Origin of the sequence: Massilia sp. METH4 (assembly GCF_037094685.1) — a bacterium.
Lineage (GTDB): Bacteria > Pseudomonadota > Gammaproteobacteria > Burkholderiales > Burkholderiaceae_D > Rugamonas.
Map to the genome: position 1 here is coordinate 1,709,725 of NZ_CP146614.1, position 24,752 is coordinate 1,734,476.

Annotated in this window: 23 protein-coding genes; 11 read left to right on the forward strand and 12 right to left on the reverse strand. The window is 66.5% G+C overall.

Going from position 1 to position 24,752, the window contains the following annotated elements:
* The first annotated feature begins 16 nt into the window (after nucleotides 1-16).
* Nucleotides 17-3,133 carry a response regulator gene (locus V6Z91_RS07620; protein ID WP_338768712.1) on the forward strand — a complete coding sequence of 1,039 codons (3,117 nt, stop codon included), beginning with the start codon at nucleotides 17-19 and terminating at the stop codon, nucleotides 3,131-3,133.
* A gap of 106 nt (nucleotides 3,134-3,239) precedes the next feature.
* Here the strand turns inward: V6Z91_RS07620 and V6Z91_RS07625 are convergent, their stop codons facing one another.
* Complete coding sequence (locus V6Z91_RS07625; RefSeq protein ID WP_338768714.1) at nucleotides 3,240-3,719, reverse strand: hypothetical protein; 480 nt, start codon at nucleotides 3,717-3,719, stop codon at nucleotides 3,240-3,242.
* A 71-nt stretch (nucleotides 3,720-3,790) separates the two neighbouring features.
* On the opposite strand from V6Z91_RS07625, the gene V6Z91_RS07630 reads away from it, so the two are divergent.
* From V6Z91_RS07630 to V6Z91_RS07640, 3 genes are all read left to right on the forward strand, one after another.
* Entirely contained in the window at nucleotides 3,791-5,062 is a 1,272-nt protein-coding gene (locus tag V6Z91_RS07630) for an SDR family oxidoreductase (RefSeq protein ID WP_338768718.1), read from the forward strand.
* Nucleotides 5,062-5,526, forward strand: a complete 465-nt coding sequence (locus V6Z91_RS07635) for a DUF2269 domain-containing protein (RefSeq protein ID WP_338768721.1) — start codon at nucleotides 5,062-5,064, stop codon at nucleotides 5,524-5,526. The genes V6Z91_RS07630 and V6Z91_RS07635 overlap by 1 nt, the downstream gene beginning before the upstream one ends.
* Nucleotides 5,527-5,686: 160 nt before the next feature.
* Entirely contained in the window at nucleotides 5,687-6,340 is a 654-nt protein-coding gene (locus V6Z91_RS07640; protein ID WP_338768724.1) for a hydrolase, read from the forward strand.
* 83 nt (nucleotides 6,341-6,423) lie between these two features.
* Here V6Z91_RS07640 and V6Z91_RS07645 read toward each other — a convergent pair whose 3' ends face one another.
* A complete protein-coding gene (locus tag V6Z91_RS07645) occupies nucleotides 6,424-6,855 on the reverse strand; it encodes an SRPBCC family protein (protein WP_338768727.1) in 432 nt (143 codons plus the stop codon).
* Nucleotides 6,856-6,938: 83 nt separating this feature from the next.
* Here V6Z91_RS07645 and V6Z91_RS07650 point away from each other — a divergent pair, with 83 nt between their 5' ends.
* A complete protein-coding gene (locus V6Z91_RS07650; RefSeq protein WP_338768729.1) occupies nucleotides 6,939-7,886 on the forward strand; it encodes a LysR substrate-binding domain-containing protein in 948 nt (315 codons plus the stop codon).
* On the opposite strand, the gene V6Z91_RS07655 is transcribed toward V6Z91_RS07650, so the two are convergent.
* Nucleotides 7,830-8,105: a DUF2917 domain-containing protein gene (locus V6Z91_RS07655; RefSeq protein ID WP_338768731.1), complete on the reverse strand. Its 276-nt coding sequence runs from the start codon at nucleotides 8,103-8,105 to the stop codon at nucleotides 7,830-7,832. The genes V6Z91_RS07650 and V6Z91_RS07655 overlap by 57 nt on opposite strands.
* Nucleotides 8,106-8,265: 160 nt before the next feature.
* On the opposite strand from V6Z91_RS07655, the gene V6Z91_RS07660 reads away from it, so the two are divergent.
* Complete coding sequence (locus V6Z91_RS07660) at nucleotides 8,266-9,465, forward strand: MFS transporter (protein ID WP_338768734.1); 1,200 nt, start codon at nucleotides 8,266-8,268, stop codon at nucleotides 9,463-9,465.
* Nucleotides 9,462-9,596, forward strand: a complete 135-nt coding sequence (locus tag V6Z91_RS07665) for a hypothetical protein (RefSeq protein WP_338768736.1) — start codon at nucleotides 9,462-9,464, stop codon at nucleotides 9,594-9,596. Before V6Z91_RS07660 ends, V6Z91_RS07665 begins: the two co-directional genes overlap by 4 nt.
* Here the strand turns inward: V6Z91_RS07665 and V6Z91_RS07670 are convergent.
* Entirely contained in the window at nucleotides 9,583-10,485 is a 903-nt protein-coding gene (locus V6Z91_RS07670) for a LysR family transcriptional regulator (RefSeq protein ID WP_338768739.1), read from the reverse strand. The genes V6Z91_RS07665 and V6Z91_RS07670 overlap by 14 nt on opposite strands.
* A 93-nt stretch (nucleotides 10,486-10,578) precedes the next feature.
* On the opposite strand from V6Z91_RS07670, the gene V6Z91_RS07675 reads away from it, so the two are divergent.
* Together V6Z91_RS07675 and V6Z91_RS07680 are read left to right on the forward strand one after the other, a co-directional pair.
* Entirely contained in the window at nucleotides 10,579-11,463 is an 885-nt protein-coding gene (locus V6Z91_RS07675; RefSeq protein ID WP_338768742.1) for a DMT family transporter, read from the forward strand.
* Nucleotides 11,464-11,556: 93 nt separating this feature from the next.
* Nucleotides 11,557-12,552 (forward strand): SDR family NAD(P)-dependent oxidoreductase, encoded by a 996-nt coding sequence (locus V6Z91_RS07680; RefSeq protein ID WP_338768744.1) that lies wholly within the window; start codon nucleotides 11,557-11,559, stop codon nucleotides 12,550-12,552.
* 3 nt (nucleotides 12,553-12,555) lie between these two features.
* On the opposite strand, the gene V6Z91_RS07685 is transcribed toward V6Z91_RS07680, so the two are convergent.
* From V6Z91_RS07685 to V6Z91_RS07720, 8 genes are all read right to left on the reverse strand, one after another.
* Complete coding sequence (locus tag V6Z91_RS07685) at nucleotides 12,556-13,515, reverse strand: SRPBCC domain-containing protein (RefSeq protein ID WP_338768747.1); 960 nt, start codon at nucleotides 13,513-13,515, stop codon at nucleotides 12,556-12,558.
* Entirely contained in the window at nucleotides 13,502-13,864 is a 363-nt protein-coding gene (locus tag V6Z91_RS07690; RefSeq protein ID WP_338768750.1) for a metalloregulator ArsR/SmtB family transcription factor, read from the reverse strand. The genes V6Z91_RS07685 and V6Z91_RS07690 overlap by 14 nt, the downstream gene beginning before the upstream one ends.
* A gap of 96 nt (nucleotides 13,865-13,960) precedes the next feature.
* Complete coding sequence (locus tag V6Z91_RS07695) at nucleotides 13,961-14,455, reverse strand: hypothetical protein (protein WP_338768753.1); 495 nt, start codon at nucleotides 14,453-14,455, stop codon at nucleotides 13,961-13,963.
* Nucleotides 14,456-14,625: 170 nt separating this feature from the next.
* Nucleotides 14,626-16,128, reverse strand: coding sequence for a tryptophan halogenase family protein (locus V6Z91_RS07700; RefSeq protein ID WP_338768756.1), 1,503 nt, complete (start codon nucleotides 16,126-16,128; stop codon nucleotides 14,626-14,628).
* A 22-nt stretch (nucleotides 16,129-16,150) separates the two neighbouring features.
* Nucleotides 16,151-17,152, reverse strand: coding sequence for a cupin-like domain-containing protein (locus V6Z91_RS07705; protein ID WP_338768759.1), 1,002 nt, complete (start codon nucleotides 17,150-17,152; stop codon nucleotides 16,151-16,153).
* Nucleotides 17,136-17,855 (reverse strand): SapC family protein, encoded by a 720-nt coding sequence (locus tag V6Z91_RS07710; RefSeq protein ID WP_338768761.1) that lies wholly within the window; start codon nucleotides 17,853-17,855, stop codon nucleotides 17,136-17,138. The genes V6Z91_RS07705 and V6Z91_RS07710 overlap by 17 nt, the downstream gene beginning before the upstream one ends.
* Nucleotides 17,856-17,871: 16 nt before the next feature.
* Nucleotides 17,872-19,410, reverse strand: a complete 1,539-nt coding sequence (locus tag V6Z91_RS07715) for a tryptophan halogenase family protein (RefSeq protein ID WP_338768763.1) — start codon at nucleotides 19,408-19,410, stop codon at nucleotides 17,872-17,874.
* A 131-nt stretch (nucleotides 19,411-19,541) separates the two neighbouring features.
* Nucleotides 19,542-22,529 carry a TonB-dependent receptor gene (locus tag V6Z91_RS07720; protein ID WP_338768766.1) on the reverse strand — a complete coding sequence of 996 codons (2,988 nt, stop codon included), beginning with the start codon at nucleotides 22,527-22,529 and terminating at the stop codon, nucleotides 19,542-19,544.
* A gap of 596 nt (nucleotides 22,530-23,125) precedes the next feature.
* Between V6Z91_RS07720 and V6Z91_RS07725 the strand changes: the two genes are divergently transcribed.
* Together V6Z91_RS07725 and V6Z91_RS07730 are read left to right on the forward strand one after the other, a co-directional pair.
* The gene (locus V6Z91_RS07725) at nucleotides 23,126-24,193 is read left to right on the forward strand and encodes an MBL fold metallo-hydrolase (RefSeq protein ID WP_338768769.1); all 1,068 of its coding nucleotides are present in this window, start codon (nucleotides 23,126-23,128) and stop codon (nucleotides 24,191-24,193) included.
* Nucleotides 24,190-24,750 (forward strand): GNAT family N-acetyltransferase, encoded by a 561-nt coding sequence (locus tag V6Z91_RS07730; protein WP_338768772.1) that lies wholly within the window; start codon nucleotides 24,190-24,192, stop codon nucleotides 24,748-24,750. Before V6Z91_RS07725 ends, V6Z91_RS07730 begins: the two co-directional genes overlap by 4 nt.
* Nucleotides 24,751-24,752: the final 2 nt, after the last annotated feature.

Below are 24,752 nucleotides of genomic sequence, written 5' to 3' on the forward strand. Positions count from 1 at the left end.
AAAGCAGGGGGGAGACGTGCGCCCGCTCGGTATCAAGGCGAAAGTCGCACTGGCCACGACCATCACGTCCATCTTGATGATCGCGCTGGTCACCGTGCTGCAGGCCCAGCGCATGCAGCACGACTTCACGCGCGTGCTGTTCGCCCAGCAGGACGCGCTGATCGCACGCACCGCCCTCGAGCTGGATGAGAAGATGGTGCTGCTGCGCGACATCGTGGCCGAGTCGGCGCGCTGGCAGCCGCGTGACATCTGCAATGATCCGCCGGCCCTGCGCGCGTACTACGATTACCGGGCCGTGCTGCGCCTGTTCGACGATGTCCTGGTCGTCAGCCCGGCCGGCGCGATCGTGGCCGACATTCCCGCGCTGCCTGGCCGCCCCGGCATCAGCGTGGCCGACCGCGCGTATTTCCAGCGCGTGCTGCGGGAGAAGAGCCCGCTGATCGCCGAACCGGTCATCGGCAAGTCGGTGGGCCAGCCGATCGTGCAGATGGTCGCGCCCGTGCTCAGCGAGGAAGGCGAGGTGGCCTGCGTGCTGATCGGCGTGCTGCGGCTGTACCGCGACAACCTGCTGGGCCACCTGCGCACCGCCAAGGTGGGGCGCACCGGCTATTACTTCATCGTCACCGGCTATGAGCCGTCGCTATACGTGGTACACCCGGATCCGGCCCGGCTGATGAAGCCGCGTAACCCCGGCGGCTACCCATCCACGCTGATGGCGATCCGCCAGCGCTTCGAAGGCACCACCGTCAGTACCGATGGCCAGGGCCGGCGCGCCCTGCTCAGCTACAAGCACCTGAAGACGGTACCTTGGATCCTGATTGCGAACCTGCCGGCGGAGGAAGCATTCGAACCCTTCGAGGACCTGCTGTCGCGGCTGGCCCTGTGGGGGACGCTGGCTTCCCTCGTCACCGCCGGCGTCATCACCTGGATCACGCTGCGGCTCATGTCCCCGCTGGTCCGGCTGCGTAACGCGATCCATGGCCTGCGCGGCGAACCGCATCATTTTGCCGCACTACCGGTCACGTCGCGCGACGAGATCGGCGAGCTGACGGCCGCCTTCAACGAACTGATGCGCGAGCGCTCGGTGGCGGACGCCCATGCGCGCGAGCTGATGGATGAGCTGGAAAAGCGCGCGGCCGAGCTGGAACGGGCGCGCGACCGGGCCGAGGCGGCCAACCGCGCCAAGAGCGACTTCGTGGCCAATATGAGCCACGAGATCCGCACGCCGATGAACGCCGTGCTGGGCATGGCGCAGCTGCTGCAGAACAGCGACCTCAGCCCCCAGCAGCGCAAGTACCTGCACATGATCCGCACGGCCGGCGATTCGCTGCTGGGCATCCTGAACGACGTGCTGGACTTTTCCAAGATCGAGGCGCAGCGGATGGAATTGTCGCCGGTCGAGTTCGACCTCGATGAATCGATGAGCACCCTGGGTACGACGATGGCGATGAATGCCGGCGAGAAGGAACTGGAACTGGCCATCGTCGTCGACCCCGAGGTGCCCCGGCTGCTGCACGGCGATGCGCTGCGCCTGCAGCAGGTGCTGGTGAACCTGGCCGGCAATGCGATCAAGTTCACCGAGCAGGGCGAAGTCGTGGTCGAGGTGGGCCTTGAGCGCATGGGCGAGGAAGGGTCCGGCGCCGTGCTGCGCTTCGAGGTGCGCGATACCGGCATGGGCATGAATCCCGAGCAGCTGTCGCACCTGTTCCAGGCCTTCACGCAGGCCGACGAGAGCATCACGCGCCGCTTCGGCGGCACGGGCCTGGGACTGGCGATCTCGCGCCGCCTGGTCGAACTGATGGGCGGCGAGATCCGCGTCGAGAGCGAACCGGGCAAGGGCAGCCGGTTCTGGTTCACGCTGCCGTTCGGTGTGCTGCCGCGGCTGGAAGCGCCGCGCAAGCCGGCGGCCGGCCACCTTTCCGTGCTGGTGGCGGACGACAACGCCACCAGTCGCGACCTGATCGGCCGCCTGATCCGCGCCTGGGGCTGGGAGGCCGAGCTCGTCGATTCGGGCAGCGCCGCGCTGGCGATGTACACGTTCCGCACGCGCACCGGCAACCAGTACGACGTGGTGCTGGCGGACTGGCACATGTCGGGTCCGGACGGACATTCGCCAGCCATGGCGATCCGCCGCGTGTCGAACGGGAACCGGCAGCCGATCGTGGTGATGATCAATGCCTTCGCGCGCGAACGGCTCGAGGAAATCTCGCGGAGCGCGCATGCCGATGCGGTGCTGGTCAAGCCCATCACCAGTTCCACGCTGTTCGACGCGCTGCACCAGGCGCTGGTAGTGAAGGCGGGCGGCAGCGAGCTGGTGGCCGCGATCGACACCTGTGCCGGCCGCCTGCAGGGCGTACATTTCCTGCTGGTGGAGGACAACCCGCTGAACCAGGCGGTGGCGCGCGGCATCCTCGAACATGCGGGGGCCACGCTGGACGTGGCGGGCGACGGCCAGCAGGCGCTCGACGTGCTGCGCGCCGATGCACAGCGCTACGATATCGTGCTGATGGACATGCAGATGCCGGTGCTGGACGGTTTCTCGGCCACGGCCGCGATCCGCACGGACCTGAAGCTGGCCCTGCCCGTGATCGCGATGACGGCCGGTGTGCTGTCTTCCGAGCGCGAGCGCTGCGTGGCCGCCGGCATCACGGATTTCATCGCCAAGCCCGTGGTGGTCGACGAGATGATGACGGTGATCGAACGGCATCTGCCGGCACGGCGCCGGCTACCCGAACCTGAACGGCAGGCGCTCCCCGCGGCGCAGAGCGACGAACCCGTGTTCAGCATGGACAGCCTGGCCCGCGTGATGGGCCGCGATCCGAAGGGCAGGGCGCTGATGCGCAAGATGGTGGAAGGTGCGCTGGAAGGCGGCATGGCCCCGGCAGACGAAGCGGAGCGCGCGCTCGCGGCCGGCGACGTGCACGCGGCGGCCCGGACCTTCCACGCGCTGCGCGGCGCCATCGGCGTGCTGGGTGCGAAGCGCCTGACGAAGGCCACGATGGATGCCGAGATGGCGATCGCGGAACTGCCCGCCAGCCAGCTGGGCCCGCACTTCGCCGCCGTGCGGCATGAACTTGCCCTGGTGCTCGAAGCGGGCCGCGCCTGGCTGGCCCAGGGCCAGGGCGAGCCCTGAGCCCTGCCGCGGAAACATTTCCTCGAACCGGGGTCAGACCCCGATCTGGAGAAACATTTCCTGAAACCGGGGTATGACCCCGGTTTCGGGAAACATTTTTGCGGGGTCAGGTGTTGTTGCGCTCGCGATGGTTGATCATGGCGCCGGCGGCCAGGCCCACGGCGAAGGCCGCATACACCAGCGCCAGCGACCCTTTCGACACGCGCTCCTCGTAGCCGGGCTTCAGGCGCTGCGGCGTGAGCTTGTAGTCGACGAAGCAGGCCATGGCGGCCGTGCCGAGCGAGGCCACCAAGGTCGGCGCCACGCTGCGCTTGTCCAGCACCTTGCCGGCCACCTGTTCGAAGATGCTGGCCCAGAAGTGCGCGCTGGCGTGGTGGATCGCATAGCCCACCAGCGTGTATTTCCAGGTGGGGGCGTCGCGCCGGAACGCCTTGTCGCCCCACAGCCAGTGGCTGATCGCGTTCGCGCCCGCGAACATGCTGCCTGCTTCCTGCTTCGAGCGCAGCGCCAGCGCGCCCGTCGACGTGAGGCTGGCCAGCGTACCCGGCAACATGCCCTTGATGATCACCTGCTTCCAGTTATCCATGCATCCTCCGGTTTTTTGCGAAATTGGCTTTTTCCCTATACTGGGCCCTCCCGAACGACGAGGACCCTTCGATGCTGATCCTGCTCACCGGTTCGACCGGCTTTCTCGGTTCCCGCCTGTTGCCCCTGCTGCGCGCCAGGGGCCACCGCGTGCTGTGCGCGGGGCGCAGGCAACAACCCGGCTGCGACTTCGTGGCAGCCGATTTTGCCCACGATAGCGAAAAATCGCAGTGGGTGGCGCGCCTGTCCGGCGTGGACGTGGTGATCAACACCGTGGGCATCATCCGCGAGACGCCCGGCCAGACGTTCGCACGATTGCATACGGAAACTCCGCGCGCCCTGTTCGCCGCCTGCGTGGATGCCCGCGTGCGCCTGGTGATCCAGGTCTCGGCGCTGGGTGCCGACGAAGCGGCAACGACCCGCTACCACCTGTCCAAGAAGGCGGCGGACGATTTCCTGGCCGCGTTGCCGGTCCGCTCCCGCATCGTGCAACCTTCGCTGATCTACGGCCCCGAGGGCGCCAGCGCGCGCATGTTCCGCATGCTGGCCACGATGCCGTTCGCGGTGAAGTTCGGCAGCGAGCCGCAGCCGGTGCAGCCGGTGTACGTGGAAGACGTGTGCCAGGCGATCCTGGCGCTGCTCGATGAAAAGCACGGGCCGAAAACCGAGCGCGTACCGCTGGTGGGCCCGGCGCCGCTGCCTTTCATGGGTTACGTTGCCGCCCTGCGCCGCGCGCTCGGGCTCGGCCGGCTGCGCGTGCTGCGCCTGCCGTCGAGCGTCGCGCGCTTTGCGGCCCGGCTCGGCGGCTTCGTGCCGGGCAGCCCGCTCACGCCGGACACCCTGAGCATGCTCACGCGCGGCAACACGGGCAACCCGTCGGCCACGACCCGCCTGCTGGGCCACCCGCCGCGCGCTGTGGACAAGTTCATCACTCATCCACAGGCCGAGCGCCGCGAAGCGCAGCTGGACTGGCTGTTGCCGATGCTGCGCATCAGCCTGGCAATCGTGTGGATCTGGACAGCCTATGTCTCCGCCTTCGCGTGGCCGGTGGAAGACAGCTACCGGCTGCTCGAACGCAGCGGCATCCCGGCCATGCTGGCGCCGCTGATGCTGTACGGCGCGAGCGCCCTCGACCTGGCGTTCGGCATTGGGACGCTGGCGCTGCCGCCGCGCTGGCGCAGGCCGCTGTGGCTGGCGCAGATCGCGCTGATCGGCTTCTACACCGTGGTGATCGCGCTGCGCCTGCCGGAATTCCTCTGGCATCCGTACGGCCCGCTCAGCAAGAACCTGCCGATGCTGGCCGCCATCTGGCTGCTCTACGAACTGGAAAAGGGGCAACAATAATGGAATACTTCATCGTCAAGTGGCTGCACATCCTCAGCGCGACCTTCCTGTTCGGTACCGGCATCGGTTCGGCGTGGTACCTGCTGTTCGCCGTCATCAGCCGCAACGTGGCGGCCATCGCCGTCGTGTCGCGCATCGTCGTCATCGCCGATTGGCTGTTCACGGCCACGACGATGATCGTGCAGCCGCTCACCGGCTTCTACCTGATCCATATCGCCGGCTATCCGCTGCACAGCAAGTGGATCGTCTGGTCCGTGGTGCTATTCGTGATCGCGGCACTCTGCTGGTTCCCCGTGGTGTGGCTGCAGATGCGGCTGCGCGACCTGTCGGCCGCCGCGGTGGCGGAGAACACGCCGCTGCCGCCGCAGTTCTGGCGCTACTTCAAGTTCTGGGTGGTGCTGGGCATTCCCGCCTTCTTCGCCTTCCTGGCCGTGTTCTGGCTGATGGTCGCCAAGCCGATGTAACGGCCGCCGAACCATTCGAAAATTTCGATAATAGAAAGGTAATCTTTCCGTTTTTGTTTTCTCCCTGGTTTGTTCATACTTCATTCCATCGACGCAGCGCAAACAAAACAACGCGGCGTCAACCATTCGAAAATATCGACAAACCTCAAGGAGAACTGACATGCCAATCGCCAAAGCCCAACCCGGTAAAACCCTGCTGAACGGCGCCGACCACACGCTGATCATGATCGACCACCAGTCGCAGATGTCGTTCGCGACGAAGTCGATCGACGCCACGGTGCTGCGCAATAACGCCGCGCTGGTGTCGAAGGCGGCCGCCGAGTTCAAGGTGCCGACGATCCTGACCACCGTGGCCGCCGAATCGTTCTCCGGCCCGATCTACGACGAGATCCAGTCCGTGTTCCCGGATGTGAAACCGATCGACCGCACCAGCATGAACACCTGGGAAGACCAGCGTATCGCCGACCGCGTGAACGAGATCGGCAAGGGCCGCATCGTGATGGCCGGGCTGTGGACTTCCGTCTGCATCGTCGGCCCCGCACTGTCGGCGCTGGACCAGGGCTTCGAGGTGTACGTGATCACCGACGCCTCGGGCGATATCACCGAGGAAGCGCATGAACGCGCCGTGCAGCGGATGGTGCAGGCCGGTGCCCGTCCGATCACCTCGCTGCAATACCTGCTCGAACTGCAGCGCGACTGGGCGCGCGTCGAGACCTACGACCAGACGGTGAAGACGGCGGTGGCCAACGGCGGTGCCTACGGTCTGGGTATCGTCTACGCGAAGTCGATGTTCAACGCCTCGGAAGGGCATTGATGAAGGGGCCCGGAGCGCCGGGCCCGTTCAAGCTTCGCGGCGCAGTAGCACTGGTTCAAGCGTCGCGGCGCAGTAGCGCTGGTTCAAGCGTCGCGGCGCAGTAGTGCCGCGAGGCGATCCAGGTTCTGCTCGTTGGCGCCCGCGACGAAGCGGGCCACCTTCGCGCATTCGGCCGGGTCGCCGAAATGCATCGTCCAGTGCAGCAGCGTCTTGTCGCCCTGGTCGGTAAAGACAAATGTGGCGCGGAAGGTGTGGCCGGAAACGTGGTCGAACACGATCCGCTCCTGCGGCACGATCTCGACGAAGTGCGATTCGTTCGGGTAGGTGGTGCCGTCGGGCCCGTGCATGACGAACGTCCACACCCCGCCGGGTTCGAAATTGAAACCCTGGAAGGTACTCGTGAAGCCTTCCGGGCCCCACCATTGCGCCAGCCGCGCCGGATCGCTGAACGCGCGGAACACGCGCTCGCGCGGCGCTTCCAGCACGCGGGTCGTCACGATGTCGCATTCGTCCATGCCGCATCCATCCATGGTCATTTCATCATTCGGTCGGGTTATTGTAATGCGATATGATCGGCGCTCGCATTCCCGGAGGACGCATGGCCCACCCGCTGCTGAACCTGCCGCCGCTCGACGCGCTGCGCGGCTTCGTTGCCGCCGCGCGGCGGCTCTCCATCACCGCCGCCGCGCAGGACCTGTGCCTGACGCAATCGGCCGTCAGCCGGCAGATCCAGGCGCTGGAAGAACGGCTCGGCACGGCGCTGTTCGTGCGCGGCAACCGGGCGATCGCCCTGACGGACGCGGGCCGGCAACTATTCGAGCTGGCCTCGCCCTGGATGGACCAGCTGGCCGACCTCGTCGACACCCTGAAGCATGCGGTGCCCCGCCCCGTGACGATCTCCGCCAGCATCGGCGTGGCCGCCCTGTGGATCCTGCCCCGGCTGGGCGCTTTCCAGGCCGCTCACGCCGACGTCGATATCCGCATGGCCACCAGCAACCGCCTGATGGACTTGCGCACGGATGGCGTGGACCTTGTCATCCGCTATGCACCGCCCTCCTCCGTGCCGGCCGACGCGCTGCGCCTGTTCGACGAGGACGTGGTGCCGGTGGCCAGCCCCGCGCTTGCCGCCACCGCCTTTGCAAGCCCCGAAGCGCTGGCGCGCCAGGTGCTGCTGGACCTGGACGATGCCGGGCACGCCTTCCTGCACTGGGCGCCGTGGCTGCAGCGCCATGGCCTGCCCAACCGCCCGCAGGCCACGCTGCGCTTCAACCAGTACGATCAGGTGATCCAGGCAGCCATCGAAGGCAATGGCGTGGCGCTGGGCCGGCTCGCCCTCGTGCTGCCGATGTTGAAGGATGGCCGGCTGGTGGCGCAGATGGAGCGGCGCACGCACGCCGACCATGCTTACTGGCTGTTGCAGGCCACGCCGGAGCCGCGGCACGAAGTCACTCTCGTGCGGGAGTGGTTGCAACAGCAGGTGGCAATCACGTTACAGGAGCTGGCGCAACTGGCGCAGGACGGCAGCAGCACGGCTCGGGCGGCGTGACGGCACCACGTCCAGCTCGAAGTCGACCGCCTTGTACCGTGCTACGCTCGACAGGCAGCGGACCTGCCGCGCCGGCAGCTCGGCCGTGTTGCCGTTCTCCAGCAGGCGGTCGGCGCCATCGTCGCCGGTGATCCACAGCGTGCCGCCCAGGCAGCGCACGCGTACCGCGCCGCGGGCTTGCAGGGTGGCCTGTTCCATCGGGTGCAGGATCAGTCGCATCGTTCATTCCTCCCGCCTGCATTGTGCAGCGGTGCTGCCGCAAGCCTCAAGCGAGAAGGACGCATCGCCCGCATGCGCGCGGCGCATGGATCGCATGCCGAATTGTCGCTGGCGCGGGCGGCCGGCACGCCGCTAAGCTGTGGCCTCACCTGGAGGTCACATGAAGAACACCTTGCGTTCCCCCCTGGCGGCCGTGCTGTGCGGCGGCGCCATCGTCGGCCTGGCGCTGGGCATGCGCCACGTGCAGGGCCTGTTCATGCTGCCGATGATCGGCACCCGCGGCTGGGGCCGCGAAGCGTTCGCACTGGCGATCGCGCTGCAAAACCTGGTCTGGGGACTGGCCCAGCCCGTCACCGGCATGATTGCCGACCGCTGGGGCGCACGGCGGGTGCTCATCGGCGGCTGCCTGCTGTATGCGCTGGGCTTGTACCTGATGGCGTACTCGGTAACGAGCGTGCAGCTGGCGCTGTCGGCCGGGTTGCTGATCGGCGTGGCGCTTTCCGGCACCACCTTCAGTGTCGTGTACGGCGCCATTAGCCGCATCGTGCCGCCGGTGCGGCGCAGCTGGGCGCTCGGCATGGCGGGCGCCGTCGGCGGGGTCGGGCAATTCGCGATGGTGCCCGCCACGCAGCAATTGATCGGCGGCCTGGGCTGGATGGCAGCGCTGGCCGTGTTCGCGCTGGTGCTGGCATTCGCGCTTCCCCTTGCCTGGCCGCTGGACGACCGGCAGCAGGCAACACCGGAGCGCCAGCCGCAGTCGATGGGCGGCGCGATCCGCGAAGCCTTGTCGCACAAGGGCTTCTGGCTCTTGAACCTGGGCTTCTTCGCCTGCGGCTTCCAGCTTGCATTCATCGCCGGGCACTTCCCCGCCTTCCTGGTGGACCAGGGTTTTCCAGCGCAAACGGGCGTGGCGGCGCTGGCGATCATCGCGCTGGCCAACGTCGCCGGCACCTATGCGTGCGGCCAGTTGGGCGGCCTGTACCGCCGCAAATACCTGCTGGCGGGGCTGTACCTGGTGCGTTCCGGCGCGATGCTGGCGTTCGCGCTGCTGCCCGTCAGCACGGCAAGCGTGTACGTCTTCGCGTTCGTGATGGGGCTGACCTGGCTGGGCACCGTGCCGCTGACGAACGGCCTGGTGTCGCAGGTGTTCGGCGTGCAGTACCTGGCCACGCTGTTCGGCTTCGTGTTCGTCGGCCACCAGCTGGGCGGCTTCCTCGGCATGTGGCTGGGGGGCGCCGTGTTCGACGCGACCCGCTCTTATGAGGCGATGTGGCTGCTCTCGGTGGCGATCGGACTGGCCGCCGCCGCCCTGCACTGGCCGATCGACGACCGCGCCGTGGCGCGGCTGCGGGCGGCATGATGGACCGGCGCGGTACCCTCGGCCTCGTCGCGGCGGTGCTCGCCCTGTGCGCCGTATGCGCCTGGGCCACCGACGCGCTGCTGGCGCCCGGCAGCGTGCTGGCCATCGCCGCGCTGTTTACGCTTTGCTGAGCAGGCGCATCTCCTTCGCCGCCGTTCGCGCGATCTCGCAGAACGCCTGCACCGCCGGCGCCGCGCGCGACAGGTTGCGCAGGATGAGCCCCACGCGCCGCTTCACCATGGGCCGCAGCGGCCGTGCCACGATGCGCGGGTGGGTTTCGGCCAGCGCGTGCGGCAGCGCCAGCTCGGGCATGACGGTCACGCCGTCGCCGGTGTCGACCAGGCCGAGGATGGTGACCATCTGCGACATGCGATAGCGCACGTGCGGCGCCAGGCTCGCGTTGGCGAACAGTGGCTCCACCAGCGCCGAGCAGCCCTGTTCCGGCATGATGAAGGGCAGGCCCACCAGTTCCTCCAGCGTCACCGAGCGTTTGGCCGCCAGCGGATGGTCGCGCGGCAGCAGCGCCACCAGCTGGTCTTCCACCAGCGGCACGGTGTCGAAGCGGTCGTCCGGCAGCACGGCGAAGCCGACATCGACGCGGCGGTCGGCCACCCAGCTGATCACCGCCGGATCGGGGCCCTCGTCGATCTGCACCTCGATGCCGGGATAGCGGGCGCGGAATGCCGTCAGGATCGCCGGCAGCAGCTTCAGCGACGACGTGGGGCCGAACGAGCCGATGCGGATCAGGCCCTGGTTCAGGCCGCGCGCCACGGCGGCGTCCTGGCGCATCGCTTCCTGCAGGCCGAGGATTTCACGGGCGCGCAGCAGCAGGCGGCGGCCCAGCTCAGTCACCTCGACGGCGGCTTGCTGGCGCTCGACCAGTTGCACGTCCAGCTCCTGCTCCAGCGAGCGGATCGCGTGGGAGACGGCGGACTGGCTGATGCCGAGGCGCAGCGCGGCGGACGTGAAGCCGCGCATCTCGGCCACCATCACGAAAATTTCCAGTTGGGTGAAGGTCATGGCGACGATGGGTCATGAGCTTTCGCTCATTTGCGCATGAGTTTGGATAAGCAATACTGTATGGCTTCCTCCACCCGAAAGGCAAGTGCGAATATGAATAACAATCTCGTGTACGTCAAACTCGTGTGCGTCACCCTGTTCTGGGGCGGCACGTTCATCGCGGGGCGCGTCGTGGCCCACGCGCTGCCGGCCATGACGGCGGCGGCGCTGCGATTCGCCGTGGCGGCGGCCCTGCTGCTGCTGGTGGCCTGGAAGAAGGAGGGCGGCTTGCCGCGCCTGTCCGGCAGGCAGATGGCCGCGACCGCCGCGCTGGGCCTGACCGGCATCTTCCTGTACAACCTGTGCTTCTTCGGCGCGCTGGGCACCATGCCGGCCGGCCGCGCGGCGCTGTTCATCGCGCTCAATCCCATCGTGACGGCGCTTGCCGCCGCGGCGCTGCTGCGCGAACGGCTGCACGCCGTGAAGTGGATCGGCATCGCGCTCGCCTTCTGCGGCGCTGCCATCGTGATCACGCGCGGCGATCCGCTGGCGGCCCTGCACGATATCGGGCAGTCACTGGGCAAAGGCGAATTGCTGATGATCTGCGCGATCAGCAGCTGGGCCGCCTACACGCTGGTGGGCCGCGCCGCGCTGAAGGGCCTGACGCCGGTGGCCGCCACCACCTACGCGGCGCTGTGGGGCCTGCTGTTCCTGCTCGTTGGCGCGGCGCGCGACCTGGTATCGCTGCAATGGAGCGCCATCGGCTGGCAGGTGTGGGCCAGCCTGTGCTACCTGGGCGCGTTCGGCACGGTGCTGGGCTTCGTCTGGTACTACGAGGGCGTGAAGGCGATCGGCGCCTCGCGCACCGCCGTGTTCAACAACCTGGTGCCGGTGTTCGGCATCAGCCTGGCCGCGCTGCTGCTGGGCGAGCAGGTGCTGGCATCGATGGTGGCCGGCGGCGTGCTGGTGGCGGCGGGCGTGACGCTGACGAACCGCTGACCGGTGTGCCCGACCGCTTCGTTCCCGGCGGTATCGTGCGGAGCGCGCTTGCCGATCTCCCTATCATGGCGCGATTCGAATGGGGAGAAAAGCATGCGGTGCCTGATCGTGCTGTTGTTCATCGCGCAGCTGGCCGGCTGCGCGACCGTGCTGTCCGCCGACGAACGCAGTGCGGTGGCCGGCAAGACCTATGTGATCACCGGGGCCTCCAGCGGCTTCGGCAAGGGCGTGGCGCTCGAACTGGCGGCCATGCGCGCCAACGTGGTGCTGGCGGCACGCCGCGCGGACGCCCTGGACGCGGTGGCCGCCGAGGCGCGCGCACGTGGCGGCACGGCGCTGGTGGTGCCGACCGACGTGTCGCGGCAGGAAGAGGTGCGGCACCTGCTCGACGCGGCGGTGGCGCGCTTCGGCCGGGTGGACGTGTGGATCAACAACGCGGCCGTGGGCGCCATCGGCGTGTTCGATACCGTGCCGCTGGAAGATCATGCGCGCATCGTCGACGTCAATTTGAAAGGCCTGATCTACGGCAGTCACGTGGCGGTGCAACAGTTCCGCAAGCAGGGTGCGGGCACGCTGGTCAATATCGGTTCCGTGGAAAGCGTGATCCCGCAGGCCTTCCATGCCACGTATTCGGCGACCAAGGCCGCCACGCTGTCGCTGGGGCGCTCGCTGAACGAGGAATTGCGGCTGACGGGCGCGGACAACATTTCGGTGGCGACCGTGCTGCCGTGGGCCACCGACACACCGTTCTTCAGCCATGCGGCCAACTACTCGGGCGGCACGCCGCGCATGCCGCTGATGGACGAGCCGCAGAAGGTGATCGATGCGATCGTGTGGGTGTCCGTGCACCCGCAGGAAGAGCTGGCGGTGGGGTGGAAGGCAAAGGCCGCCTATCTCGGTTCGCGGCTGACGCCAGATCTGGCGGAGCGCGTTTCCGCCAACGTCGCCCATCACTACCAGTTCGAGACGGCGCCGCCGGCGCCCGCCACCTCCGGCGCGGTGCACCGCCCGATGCCCGGCACGACGGGTGTCGATGGCGGGCATCGCGAGCGTATCGAAAACGAGAACGCGGCCCGGCGCGGCGACTGATGCCTACGCCGCGTGCTCGAGGTACTCGGCCAGCTTGCCGATAGTCTGCCGGCCCAGCTCCTCGGCACCGAATTTCTTCACCGCCGCCAGCGCTTCCGGGCTCGCGAAGATCGTGCGCATCGTCAGCAGCGTCTCGGCATCGCCGGCCTCCTCGAAGGTGATGCGCACGTCGAAGCCCGGGTCACCCTCGCTGCCGCTGCCGTGGTGGTACACCAGTCGCTCGGGGCGCGTCACCTCCTGGTACTCGACCAGGTTCGGCCAGAGTGTGCCGTCCGGCCCCGTCATCTCGAAACGCCAGCTGCCGCCGGCACGCGCGTCCATCGATGCCGTCGCCACCGAGTAGCCGTTCGGTCCCCACCACACGCTGATCTGCCGCGGATCGGTGAACGCATCGAACACACGCTCGCGCGGCGCCCGCAGGGTACGCGTGATGACGATCTCGCGATCCGCGGTATTGGCGGTGGCCAGGTACTGCTCGTAGAGGTCGTACATGCCGCCGAAGCCCTGCTGCATCGATTCGTGGCCGGCGCGGAACGCCGCGCACTCGGCATCGCTGGCATTCACCGGCACGGAGTGCAGCGTGAAGATCGTCTTGCCATTGTCTTCTTCCAGGGTGACGGTGTTCAGCACTTCCAGCGGCCAGACGGGCAGCAGGGGATAGCGGATACGGTTGCCCTGCTCGTCCGCGAAACCGTTGACGAATACGAAGCGGTGCGGACGGGCGATCTCGTGGAAGTCGAAGCGGCCCCACACCTCCATGCCGGGCATGCCTTCGCGCGGGTGCATGCAGTAGTGGAAAGCGCCGCCGGGCCTCGCCTCGGCGCGTGCCACCGTGATCGTGCATTCCTTTGGCCCCCACCAGTGACGCAGGTGGTCGGGATCGGTCATCGTGGTGAAGACCAGTTCGCGCGGCGCGTCGAACACGCGGCGGATGGTGAGTCCAACTTCGTCAGCGTTTGCCATGCTCGTTCTCCTCTGTTTGCAGTCCGGCCAGGTAATCGTCGAGTCGGTCGAGGCGGTCTTCCCACAACTGGCGGTACTGGGCGATCCAGCCGCCGGCTTCGCGCAGCGGTGCCGCTTCGAGGCGGCACGGGCGCCACTGCGCATGGCGCCCGCGCGAAATCAGGCCCGCGCGTTCGAGCACCTTGAGATGCTTGGTGATCGCCGGCTGCGTCATCGCAAAGGGCGCCGCCAGTTCGGACACGGTAGCCTCGCCCCGGGCCAGCCGCGCCAGGATCGCCCGGCGGGTCGGGTCGGAAAGCGCCGCGAACGTGAGGCTCAGTTGCTCGGTGTGGGATGACTGCTCGTCCATGCTGTAAACCAAAAGGTTATTTAACCTATTGGTAATGTAAGTAGGGGCAGCCTGTTTGTCAAGCGATCAGAACTGGGGAGACGCACGTTGCGCCGCCTAGTGCCGTAGCGTGAACTGCATGCGGAAGGGGAATTCCTGCGAGCACGGCTTGCCGTGGCACAGCGCCGGCTTGTACTTTTCCAGCACCAGCACATTGGCAATGACGGTCGTGAGCTGCGGGTCGGACGAGCCATAGACCTTTACCTCGCTGGCCCGGCCATCGGCGCCGACGATCACGCCCATGTCGACATTGCCGGTTACGTGCAGCCTTTCCTGCACTTGCGACATGGCGCGCAGCAGGCTGCGGTAGCCCCGTGCGGGATACGGCGGCTCGTCATCGGGGCCCATGCCCTCGTACATGCCGCGCAGGCGCGCCTTGTCGGACTCGGACAGCTCGGCGTAGGTCTTGTCAGGCGGCAGGCTGAGGCGCGCGTTCTCGCGCTTGAGCAGTGTGCCGGTACGCGGCTCCTCCTCCTTCATCCGGTATTCCTGGGCATTGGCGAGAGTGGCGGACAGCGCCAGCAGGGCGCCAAAGGCAGGGGCAAGTCGCAAGATGGGCTCCGCGGTCGAAAACGCTGTTATAGCGCATCGCTCCCGTTCGAAAACTCACTCTTTGTCACATTGCAACATTTCCCCAGCACCATCGCCACGCGCGTCGCGAAACAACAACGGGGACTGTCCCCGAATTTTCGCAACACCGGGGACTGTCCCCTGTTGTAGATTTACCACCCCGTGCCGGAGCAGTATTGTTCCACGTATTTCTGGTGCGACGGCAGCTGGGCCACGGTGCGGTCGATGGCGCTGCTGATGCTGCCGAGGAAGTGGTTCAGTTCCTCGTCGCCCATCAGGTCGGCGCTGGGGTGGTGGGAAGCGGGGATGATGCCCTGGCCCAGCATCACCTGGATCCACGAGTTTTCGGCGAACAGCTCGTTGGAGACGCGGAACACGCGGCCCGTGTCGCGGAACAGGTCGATGCGGTGCTGCAGCGAGGGCGGCAGCTTCATCGTGGCGGCGTCGCGCCAGTACGGCGTGTCGCGGCGGTTCGTTACGGTGTAGTGCAGGATGATGAAATCGCGGATGTGGGCGATCTCGTAGTCGGCCTGCCGGTTGTATTCGTCGATGTCGGCCTGGCTGATGCCGTCCTGCGGGAACATCTGCATCAAGCGGATGATGCCGCGCTGGATCAGGTGGATGCTGGTCGATTCGATCGGCTCCAGGAAGCCGCTGGCCAGGCCGATGGCGATGCAATTGTTCTTCCAGGTCTGCTTGCGCTGGCCCGGCGTGAAGCGGATCACCCGCGGCGTCATCAACGGTTCGCCGTCGACGGCCGCCGTCAGCGTGCGCAGCGCCGTTTCATCGTCGGTGTAGCGGCTCGAGTACACCAGTCCATTGCCCACGCGATGCTGCAGCGGGATCTGCCACTGCCAGCCGGCGTCGCGGGCGATCGAGCGGGTGTACGGCACGGCATCGCGCACCGACGTTGTCTGCAAGGCCACCGCGCTGTCGTTGAACAGCCAGTGCGACCAGTCCTCGTATTCCACACCCATCGTCTGCCCGATCAGGAGGGCGCGGAAGCCCGTGCAATCGATGAACAGGTCGCCCTCCAGCTCCACGCCGGAATCGAGCCGCAGGGCGATGATGTCGCCCGTGATCAGGTTCTTGCGCACCTCGGCGATCTTGCCCTCCACGCGCTGTACGCCGTATCGCTCCGAGAAGCGGCGCAGGAATCTGGCGTAGCGGCCCGCATCCATGTGGTAGGCGTAGTTCATGCCGTTGTTCGGCAGGTGCGCGAAGCGGTTCTTCCGCCCCGCCTTCAGCTCCAGGCAGTAGTCGCCATAGTCGCCGGCGAGGCCGCGCTCGCGGCCCTTGTGCCAGAAGTGCTGGAAGCCCGCCGTCCAGTGGTCGGTGCCGGTGCTGCCGAACGAGTGGATGTAATCCTCGTTCACGTTGCGCCAGTTCTCGAAGCTGATGCCCAGCTTGAACGTGGCCATCGTCTCGGCCATGAATTCCTGCTCGTTGATTTCCATGAGGTGGTGGAAATTCATCAGCGTGGGAATCGTGGCTTCGCCGACGCCGACCGTGCCGATCTCGTCGGACTCGATCAGCTTGATGTCGAGCAGCCTGCCCAGCGATTTGGACAGGCCCGCGGCCACCATCCACCCGGCCGTGCCGCCGCCCGCGATCACCACGCGGCGCACCGGCTTCGTCAAGCGTTGTTGTTCCATCTTGTCTCCTTGCATTCTTCGTTCAGCGGTTCATCCGCTTGAGCAGCTGGGCGCGCAGGGCGCGCGCCATGTCTTCCGTCATGGGCGCCAGCATCCGCCGCGCGGCAGGCGGGATATGAGCGGACGTATTCGCGTCCTGCTCGAACACGTAATGCCGGAACAACCCTTCCCACGCCTTGCGCTGCTCGGGCGGCAGGTCGCGGATGGTCATGATCGCGTACATCAGCGCGTTGGTCGGCGTGTCCATGTAGTGCGGCGTTTGCCGCCACCAGTAGTTGACCAGCACGTTGAAGGGATCGAGCGCCTCGACGTGATGCCACCACATGCTGGGGATGAACAGCGCGTCGCCCGGCTCCATCTCGGCCACCTGCGCATGCGCGAGCGCCTCGCGGAACTTCGGATAGCGCTCGAAATCGGGGGCCTGGAAATCCACCAGGCTGATGGCCTGCCCCGCCGGCGTGAAATCCAGCGGCCCAACGTACAGGTTGGCCAGCTGCTCCGGCGGGAACAGCGTGAAGCGGCGCCGGCCCGCCGTCACGCAGGCCAGGTTGTCCGGTGCGTCGTAGTGCGCCGAGATGCGCGTGCGATTGCCGATCCAGATCGAGGCGAGCGGGTCGCGCTCGCCCAGGTCCACGTCGTTCTCGCTGCGAAAGCCGGGCAGGCACGTGTCGATCGTGGTGGAGCCCACGTAGATGGCGGGCGGCTCCACGTCGTCGCGGTGCGACTCCAGCTCGGCCAGCACGCCGCCCAGCGGCGCGTGCACGGGGCGGTAGTTGAAACCGGAGATATCGTCGTTGTAGAAGAAGCGGCCCTTGATGTCGGGCGCGCCCAGCATCGCCAGCACCGGCGCACCCTGGTAGAAGCGCATCAGGTAGGCCGACGCGGCCTGCTGCGATTGCAGCGCGGCCTGCACCATCGGCCAGTGCGACACAAGGGAGCGCAGCAGCAGCGGCTGCGTGGACGTGAGGATGCGCGCGTTCAGGTCGCGCGGCGTCAAGCCACGCAGTTCAGCGACCGGCAGCATGCTTCCGGTTCTTCCCGTTTTTTCTGTCAATCAATCCGCGGAACTGCGACAACGAAGCCAGCGCCATGTAGATCGCCTGCAGATAGCCCGCCTTGTGCAGCGCCGCGATGGCTTCCGGCGCCAGCGCGGCCAGGCGCTCCTCGTGGATGGTGTAGAAGCCGCCCAGGCGGTTCTGCGAGCCGTCCTCCAGCTCGATGTCGAACACGAACGATTCGAGCAGCTCGTGCTTCAACAGCGCGTCGATGAAGCCCACATTGCTCTGCAAGCCTTCGTGGATCGTAAACAGGATCGAGTTGATGCGGTCCAGGTAGTCGGTGATGCCGCCGTGCGGCAGGAACACCGCCTCGCCCTCCGTACGGGAGACGCGTGGGCTCTCGAGATCCACGTGCACCAGCATCTCCTCGCCGTTGCGGCCGATCAGGAAGGGCTGGCGCTCGATCATCAGGGGGATTTCCGTCGCATCCCAGCCATCGGCCTTCAGGAACAGGTTTTCGCCCGATTGAAAGCCGAACAGCACGATGGGTTCGAAGCCGCGGCCATCTTCCGCCTTGCGGAACACGATCGGGTAGTGCGCCTGCAGCGTGCGGAATTCGGCGGGGAAGGTGGCAACGTACATCACTTCGTCGCCGAAACCGGCGCCGTGGCGGGTGATGATCTTCAGGTCCTTGTGCTGGACGTTGTTCAGTAAAACGTGGTTCGGCATGGGTGTCTCGTCTGTTCTAGATTTTCTGCAGCCCGTGAAGGCGGATATGGTCGATCAATTCGCGGTTCGACGGCAGGCCGCGCAGCATCTTGCGCGTGAGCTCGGCGGCTTCGCGGAAGTAGCCGTCGGCGCTGTTGCCATCGGAATCGCGCCGCGTGATGCGTTCGCGGTCGGGTGCAAAACCCATCCCGTACAGCACATACTGCCAGCTGGCGGACGGGAACACCTCCTCGATGCGGTTGAAGTCCAGGCGCGAGGGCGGCCGGTGCCGCCACAGCGTCAGCAACTCCCGCAACCGGGGAGGAATCGTGTCGGCACGGCGGTTGTCGTGCCAATACCCGGAGTCCGCACGCGTACTCAATACGTAGTGCAGCTTCAGGAATTCGATCACGCGCTCCCAGCGATACGTGAACGCATCGTTGAAGCGGCGCGCCACGATATCCATGGCCGCGCGGGTGGCGGGCAGGTCGTCGCTCACCATCGCCGCGGACATTTCCACCAGCGCCAGCGCGGAAGCCTCCAGCGGCTCGATGAAGCCGGCGGAAAGGCCGATCGCCACCACATTGCGGTGCCAGAATTCCTCGCGGTAGCCGGGCTGGAACGTCAGCTTGCGCGGCGCCGGCATCTCCTTATTTCCAACAGTCGCCACATAGGCGCGCAGGTCGGCCTCGGCCTGTTCGTCGCTCGTATGCGCGCTGGAGTACACGTGGCCGATGCCGCGCCGGGTCGGCAGGCCGATATCCCAGATCCAGCCGGCGCGCTGCGCGGTGGACGTGGTCTGCGAGGCGATTGGACTGTCCGCATGTTCGTACGGCACCTGCACGGCCAGCGCGCTGTCGTTGAACAGTACGTCCTTGCGGTGCAGCAGCGGCACGCCGTAGTGGCCCCCCAGCAGCAGCGATTGCATGCCGGTGCAATCGATGAACAGGTCGCCCTCCAGGTCGCCGTGCGCCTTTGTCCGCAAGGAAGCGACATCGCCGTTCTCATGGCTGTGCACCGCCGTGACGTGGTCTGGCACATGCCGCACACCCAGCATTTCCAGGCAGTGCTTGCGCAGGAAGATGCCGAACTTGCCCGCGTCGAGGTGGTAGCCGTAGTTGGCCACCGCCGCGAATTCCGGCGTGGCCGGCTGCTTCGGCGCCCGGCCGTGCACGCACAGGTGCGGCTGGAAGCTCACCAGGTCGGCAAACGGCACGTTCGCAAAATCGCGCTGCCAGCGCGCCACCAGGTCGGCCTCGCCGAACCCCTGCGGCAGCACGAACGGGTGGAAGTAGTAATCCTCGGCCCCGCCCCCCGCGCGCCAGCCGTTGAAGCGGGAGCCCTGCTTGAACGAGGCATCGCATTCGCGGAAGAAGGCCGACTCGGAAACGCCGATCCGGTGCAGCGTGTCGCGCATGGACGGCCAGGTCCCTTCGCCCACGCCGATCGGCGGCACGTCCGGCGACTCGACCAGCGTAACCTGGAGCGCCGGGTGGTCGGCCGCGATGACGCCGGCCGTCAGCCAGCCGGCCGATCCGCCGCCGACGATGACCACATGCTGGACAGGCTGGGACATAGGTTTCCTGAGATGGTTCCTGAGTGCAAATCAGGCAATTAGTCTAACCGAAAAACTAACCCTGAAAAGAAAAATCGGAGTGGCTCCGCGGGCGCTGGAGCCACTCCCCCCTCATAGTATGAAAACGATCGTCAAAACTTGTAGCGCAGACCCAACATATAGCGCGGGCCGGACTGCTGGGCTTCGACCAGCATGCGCTCGTGACGGCCGTGCTGGCGCGTCGTTTCATTGGTCAGGTTGATGCCTTCGAACTGCAGCGACAGCTGCGGCGTGATGGCATAGCCGATCGACAGGTCGAACTGGCCATAGTCTTCGGTGTACTTCGGGTTCGGGCCGGCGGCGTCGAACGTGGAGTTCAGGAACTTGTCGCGCCAGTTGTAGGCCGCGCGGATCGTCCACTTTGCATCCTCGTAGATGCCGACGAGGTTCGCCGAATCGGACAGGCCCACCAGCGCGAACTGCTCGCCGATGCCGGCATTGTCGAAGCCCAGGCCCGAGTCGACATACGTGTAGTTGGCCGAGATGCCGAAACCGGTATTGCCGAACATGTGCTGCACGTTCACTTCCAGTCCCTTCAGGTCGGCCTTCTTCTGGTTCGAGAAGGTGGTGATCCTGAAATTGGCGACCGGATCGCCCGGCTGGCCGACGATGGTGCCGGTGGGGTTGCCGGCGCCGTCGTCCGGCCCGCGCGTGACGCCCGGCGCGGTCGGACGGTTGCGGAAGATGTAGTTGCGGATGCAGGTCGTGTTCGCCGTCGTGCAGCCGCTGGCAATGGCCTCGTTCCACAGCGCGCCGCCCACCGGCGTGTGCAGGTTGAACGGGGTGGCATCGATCTTCGACTGGCCCGCGTAGTTTTCCAGGTTCTTCTTGAAGAAGCCGAGCGCGAAGAAGTTCTGCTTGCCGTAATACCACTCGTAGGACAGGTCGAGGTTCTTCGACTTTACCGGCTTGAGCGCCGGGTTGCCCGCGGTGCCGGTGCCGCCGTCCAGGCGCGCCAGGTTGTCGAGCACCGTTCCGCCCTGGATCTGGTCGTAGCGCGGCCGGCCGATGGTTTCCCCGTAGGAGACGCGCAGCTTCATGTCCGGGCGCAGCTCGATATCGCTGTCGATGCTCGGCAGCAGGTGGTGGTATTTGCCGGTCAGCGTGGTGAAGTCCTGGGGGCCTTTCGTCACCGTGAATTCGTTCTGCGATATCCACTCGATGCCGGTGGCGGTCTGCACCAGCGCCGTCGATACCACGTCGGTCTTCTCGTAGCGCAGGCCGATCGCGGTGTGGATCGGCAGGGCCGTGTCCCAGTCGGTGTTCAGTTGCAGGTACAGCGCCTTCGACTTTTCCCGCGTGCGCTGGTCGGTATCCCAGGTGGGCTTGACCGTGTACAGGTCAGGCCGGCCGGATGCCTTGATGGCCAGGTCGCGTACTTCCCCGAAGTCGAAGGTATGGAAGTTGTTGAACAGGTTCGGGTTGCCCGAGCCGTCGATCTTGTCGAAGTAGCCGCGCACGGTTTCCGGATGCCACACGCTGCTCGGGTAATCGGCCGGGCTGGTGGCGCCGGTCCAGGTGTCCCGCTGCATCGTGGAGAACGCGGAGCGATTGTTGACTTCCGTGGCCGAGAGACCGAAGTTCAGCTGCGAATTTTCCATCAGCTTCAGGCGGCCCTTCAATTGCGCCTGGTCGATTTCCCCCTTCATGTAGCCGTTGCGGAACGCCGAGCCGGTGACTTGCTGCCGCGCGCGGTTGAAGTCGGCACCCCTGATCGACAGTACGGGGAAATCCTGCGTGAAGTCGGCCGTGGTGTCGCCGCGGCTGAACGACGCGGTACCCAGCACGTTGTCCGAACCCCACGGGCTGTCGGCCTGCGATTCGGCGGTGGAGTGGTGGATGTCGAATTCGAAGCGCAGGCCGCTGTTCACCTTCCACAGGGCGTTGAAGCCCAGGGAATTGTTTTCGCTCACGGTGGCGAAGTCGGCGCCGCCCATGGCGATGTCGCTGCTGGCATCGGGCAGGAATTCCGTGTAGACGAGTGGCGCGGCGGCGGGGCCGTTCGTCCAGTTCGAAGCGGAGGCACCGAAGCTGAACCAGGCCGACAGGTCTTGCCGCCGCGTGTGGATCTTGTTCTGCGAGTACGTGTAGTCAAGCGTGGTGGTGATGTCCTTGCGGGGGGCGAACTGGAACGTGAGCTGGCCGTTGGTGCGCTCGCGCTGCACGCCGGAGAAGGCGTAGTTCAGGTTCTGGGGCACCGAGTAGACATCGTTCGGGCCGGGGCGGTTCGTGATGTTCTCCGAGCCCGGCGCGCCCGGCTGCGGGATCGTGCCCCAGACGGTCGAACTGCCCGGGTACGGGCCCTTCCAGCCGCTGGAGACGGATGCCGTGTTGTAGCCCAGGTTGCGCTCCTGGTAGCTGCCGGTAATCGCCACGCCGAACATATTGTCGTTCCACGTGTTGCTGTAGATGCCCGAAATCTCGGGCGTGACGCGGTCGCCGGACTTCACGTCGCCAGGCAGGTTGGACGACGACTTGTCGTACACGCCCTTGATCCCCACGCCGGCCTGCAGGCCTGGGCGGTCGAGCGGGCGCGCAGTCATCACGTTCAGCGTGGCACCGATGCCGCCGGTGGGCGTCTCCGCGCGGCTGGTCTTGTAGACCTGGATCTGCGACACGGCTTCCGAAGCAAGGTTGGCGAAGTCGAATGCGCGGCCATTCAGGTCGCCCAGGTTCGAGGTCGGCATCTGGCGGCCATTGAGCAGCACCATGTTGAAGTCGGGCCCCACGCCGCGCACGGTGACTTTCGAACCTTCGCCGATCGAACGGTCGATGGAGACACCGGAGATGCGCTGCAGCGATTCGGCCAGGTTCGTATCGGGGAACTTGCCGATGTCCTCGGCCACGATGCCGTCGACGATACCATCGGAATTGCGCTTCAGGTTCAGCGACGATTGCATCGATGCGCGAATGCCCGTCACCACCACCGCCTGGATCGGCTGCGACGAAGACGGGTCGGCGCCCTGGGCTTGCGCCGGCCCCTGCGCCACCTCCTGCGCGAGCGCCGGCAGGGCCGCGGCGGCGCACGCGCCGGATACCGCGAGGGCGATCAGTTTCACTTTGGTCTTGGGGTATTGCATGTGGTCTCCTGTGTTCTTATGGTTTTTGCCCAGAATATGGAAACGTTTCCATTTCCGCTTGGAAGATGGTAGGGCCGGCTGTTTGCGTTGTCAATCCGAATACATTTCCTGGTTGTTGCTGCTGTGGTGAAACTGCCGTGCCAGTGCGCGCTGGACGGCGCAGGTGATCGCCTTCCATTCGCCATGGCGGCATGCCGTCGCGCATCTCGCCATCGGGGTCGCCGTTCCTTCATTGCCGTGGTGGCGGGCGCATGCAAGATGAATGACGCTAGATGGTAACGTTTCCACTTTCCGGCCGCAATGCGCACCGCAGCATGCGTTGCGTTCCTGTCACATAAGGAGCAAGCCTCCCCGGCGCGGCGCACACGACATCGCGCCATTCCTTGTACGCATGCGCTGGCGGCCGATGCTCCTGGCGCTGCGTCAATTCGCTGCTCACCTGTACGGCGGCGTGGAGCGGCCGGTGGCGCGCGGTTCCCGTACCGGCAACGATGCACGGCGAGATGGCGCGACCGGCGTGATGCCCGCTTGCTAGAATGACGGATCCTCACCCCCAGCGCCCGGCTCACGAGGCCGGCCGTTCGAACGGAGCCACCATGATCTTCCGCCAGTTATTCGATCCCACTTCATCGACTTACACGTACCTGCTCGCCGACGGCGGCGAAGCGCTGCTGATCGATCCCGTCTACGAACAGGTGCCGCGCGACCTCGCGCTGCTGCAGGAACTCGGCCTGGAGCTGCTGGCCACGCTCGACACGCACGTGCATGCCGACCACGTGACGGGCGCATGGCGCCTGCGGCAGCGCTGCGGCAGCCGCATTGCCCTGGCCGAGGCGGCAGGCGCCGAGCTGGTGGACCGCCCATTGCGGCATGGCGACCGCATCGGCTTCGGCAGCCGCCATCTCACCGTGCGGGCGACACCGGGCCACACGAACGGCTGCCTGACCTACGTGCTCGATGACGAAAGCATGGCCTTCACGGGCGACAGCCTGCTGATCCGCGGTTGCGGCCGCACCGACTTCCAGCAGGGCAGCCCGCAGCAGTTGTTCGCGTCCGTGCGCGAGCAGATCCTGTCGCTGCCCGGCGATTGCCTGCTGTACCCGGCGCACGATTACCGCGGCATTACCGTCACCAGCGTGGCCGAGGAACGCCGTTTCAATCCGCGGCTGGGTGGTGAGGTGGACGTGGGCGATTTCACCGGCCATATGAACAACCTGAACCTGCCGCATCCGAAGATGATCGCGGTGGCCGTTCCCGCCAACCTGCGCTGCGGCCAGCCGGAAGGGGGCCAGGTGCCGGACGAGACGCCCGGCTGGGCGCCGCTCACGCTGCGCTTTTCCGGCGTGTGGGAGATCGAGCCGATGGCGCTGCTCGAGCATGGCGCGCAGGCGCAGATCGTGGACGTGCGCGAAGCGCCCGAATTCATCGACCAGCTGGGCCACCTGCCCGGCGCGCGGCTGCTGCCGCTGTCGCAGCTGAAGGACCACTTGCAGGAGCTGGACAAGGAAAAACCCGTGGTGGCGGTGTGCCGCTCCGGCGTGCGCTCGGCGCAGGCTTGCGTGCTGCTGGCCAAGGCAGGGTTCGGGCAGGTGGCGAACCTGGCGGGCGGCATGCTGCGCTGGAAGGATGAGGGGATGCCGGTGGCGGATCCGCAGACGGCGTGACCGTGGGCAGCGGCGGCCCGCACGGCTTCCACATCGCACAGGAAGCACGGCTCACGGCACGCGAGCTGGCAACTTGCGATTTCTCGTTCGACGTGAGCGAGGAAGCCGTGCCGCCATTCGACGGCAACGATATCGTCAACGTGGTGCAGGTCGCGCCATACCGCAAGGCCTACGACAGCGACGGCGAGCTGGAACCGGCGGACGGCCAGTTCCTGTTCGCGGCGCGTGACGCGGGAAGGGTATGCGGCTATGTCATCGTCTCGCACGCGTGGAACCATTTCTGCCAGGTCGACGACCTGGCCGTGGACTGCGGCATGCGCCGTCGCGGGCTGGGTGTGCAACTGCTGGATACCGCGCGGGCCTGGGCGGCGGCCCGGGGCCTTCCCGGCATGCGGCTGGAAACGCAGTCGAACAACGTTCCGGCCTGCCGCTTGTACGCACGGTACGGTTTCCAGCTCGGCGGGCATGATCGCCACCTGTACAGCACCTTGCTGTTGCCGCAACGGGAAACGGCGCTGTACTGGTACCTCTTTTTCGCCGGGAATCAGTGCGGCTGAAC

Excerpts from the sequence above, each read along its gene's own strand:
- V6Z91_RS07700 (WP_338768756.1), bottom strand. The coding sequence starts at position 16,128 with ATGGAACAACAACGCTTGACGAAGCCGGTGCGCCGCGTGGTGATCGCG.
- V6Z91_RS07635 (WP_338768721.1), top strand. The coding sequence starts at position 5,062 with ATGGAATACTTCATCGTCAAGTGGCTGCACATCCTCAGCGCGACCTTC.
- V6Z91_RS07685 (WP_338768747.1), bottom strand. The coding sequence starts at position 13,515 with ATGGCAAACGCTGACGAAGTTGGACTCACCATCCGCCGCGTGTTCGAC.
- V6Z91_RS07690 (WP_338768750.1), bottom strand. The coding sequence starts at position 13,864 with ATGGACGAGCAGTCATCCCACACCGAGCAACTGAGCCTCACGTTCGCG.
- V6Z91_RS07660 (WP_338768734.1), top strand. The coding sequence starts at position 8,266 with ATGAAGAACACCTTGCGTTCCCCCCTGGCGGCCGTGCTGTGCGGCGGC.
- V6Z91_RS07675 (WP_338768742.1), top strand. The coding sequence starts at position 10,579 with ATGAATAACAATCTCGTGTACGTCAAACTCGTGTGCGTCACCCTGTTC.
- V6Z91_RS07715 (WP_338768763.1), bottom strand. The coding sequence starts at position 19,410 with ATGTCCCAGCCTGTCCAGCATGTGGTCATCGTCGGCGGCGGATCGGCC.
- V6Z91_RS07630 (WP_338768718.1), top strand. The coding sequence starts at position 3,791 with ATGCTGATCCTGCTCACCGGTTCGACCGGCTTTCTCGGTTCCCGCCTG.
- V6Z91_RS07640 (WP_338768724.1), top strand. The coding sequence starts at position 5,687 with ATGCCAATCGCCAAAGCCCAACCCGGTAAAACCCTGCTGAACGGCGCC.
- V6Z91_RS07710 (WP_338768761.1), bottom strand. The coding sequence starts at position 17,855 with ATGCCGAACCACGTTTTACTGAACAACGTCCAGCACAAGGACCTGAAG.
- V6Z91_RS07650 (WP_338768729.1), top strand. The coding sequence starts at position 6,939 with ATGGCCCACCCGCTGCTGAACCTGCCGCCGCTCGACGCGCTGCGCGGC.
- V6Z91_RS07645 (WP_338768727.1), bottom strand. The coding sequence starts at position 6,855 with ATGGACGAATGCGACATCGTGACGACCCGCGTGCTGGAAGCGCCGCGC.
- V6Z91_RS07670 (WP_338768739.1), bottom strand. The coding sequence starts at position 10,485 with ATGACCTTCACCCAACTGGAAATTTTCGTGATGGTGGCCGAGATGCGC.
- V6Z91_RS07680 (WP_338768744.1), top strand. The coding sequence starts at position 11,557 with ATGCGGTGCCTGATCGTGCTGTTGTTCATCGCGCAGCTGGCCGGCTGC.
- V6Z91_RS07725 (WP_338768769.1), top strand. The coding sequence starts at position 23,126 with ATGATCTTCCGCCAGTTATTCGATCCCACTTCATCGACTTACACGTAC.
- V6Z91_RS07655 (WP_338768731.1), bottom strand. The coding sequence starts at position 8,105 with ATGCGACTGATCCTGCACCCGATGGAACAGGCCACCCTGCAAGCCCGC.
- V6Z91_RS07705 (WP_338768759.1), bottom strand. The coding sequence starts at position 17,152 with ATGCTGCCGGTCGCTGAACTGCGTGGCTTGACGCCGCGCGACCTGAAC.
- V6Z91_RS07720 (WP_338768766.1), bottom strand. The coding sequence starts at position 22,529 with ATGCAATACCCCAAGACCAAAGTGAAACTGATCGCCCTCGCGGTATCC.
- V6Z91_RS07625 (WP_338768714.1), bottom strand. The coding sequence starts at position 3,719 with ATGGATAACTGGAAGCAGGTGATCATCAAGGGCATGTTGCCGGGTACG.
- V6Z91_RS07665 (WP_338768736.1), top strand. The coding sequence starts at position 9,462 with ATGATGGACCGGCGCGGTACCCTCGGCCTCGTCGCGGCGGTGCTCGCC.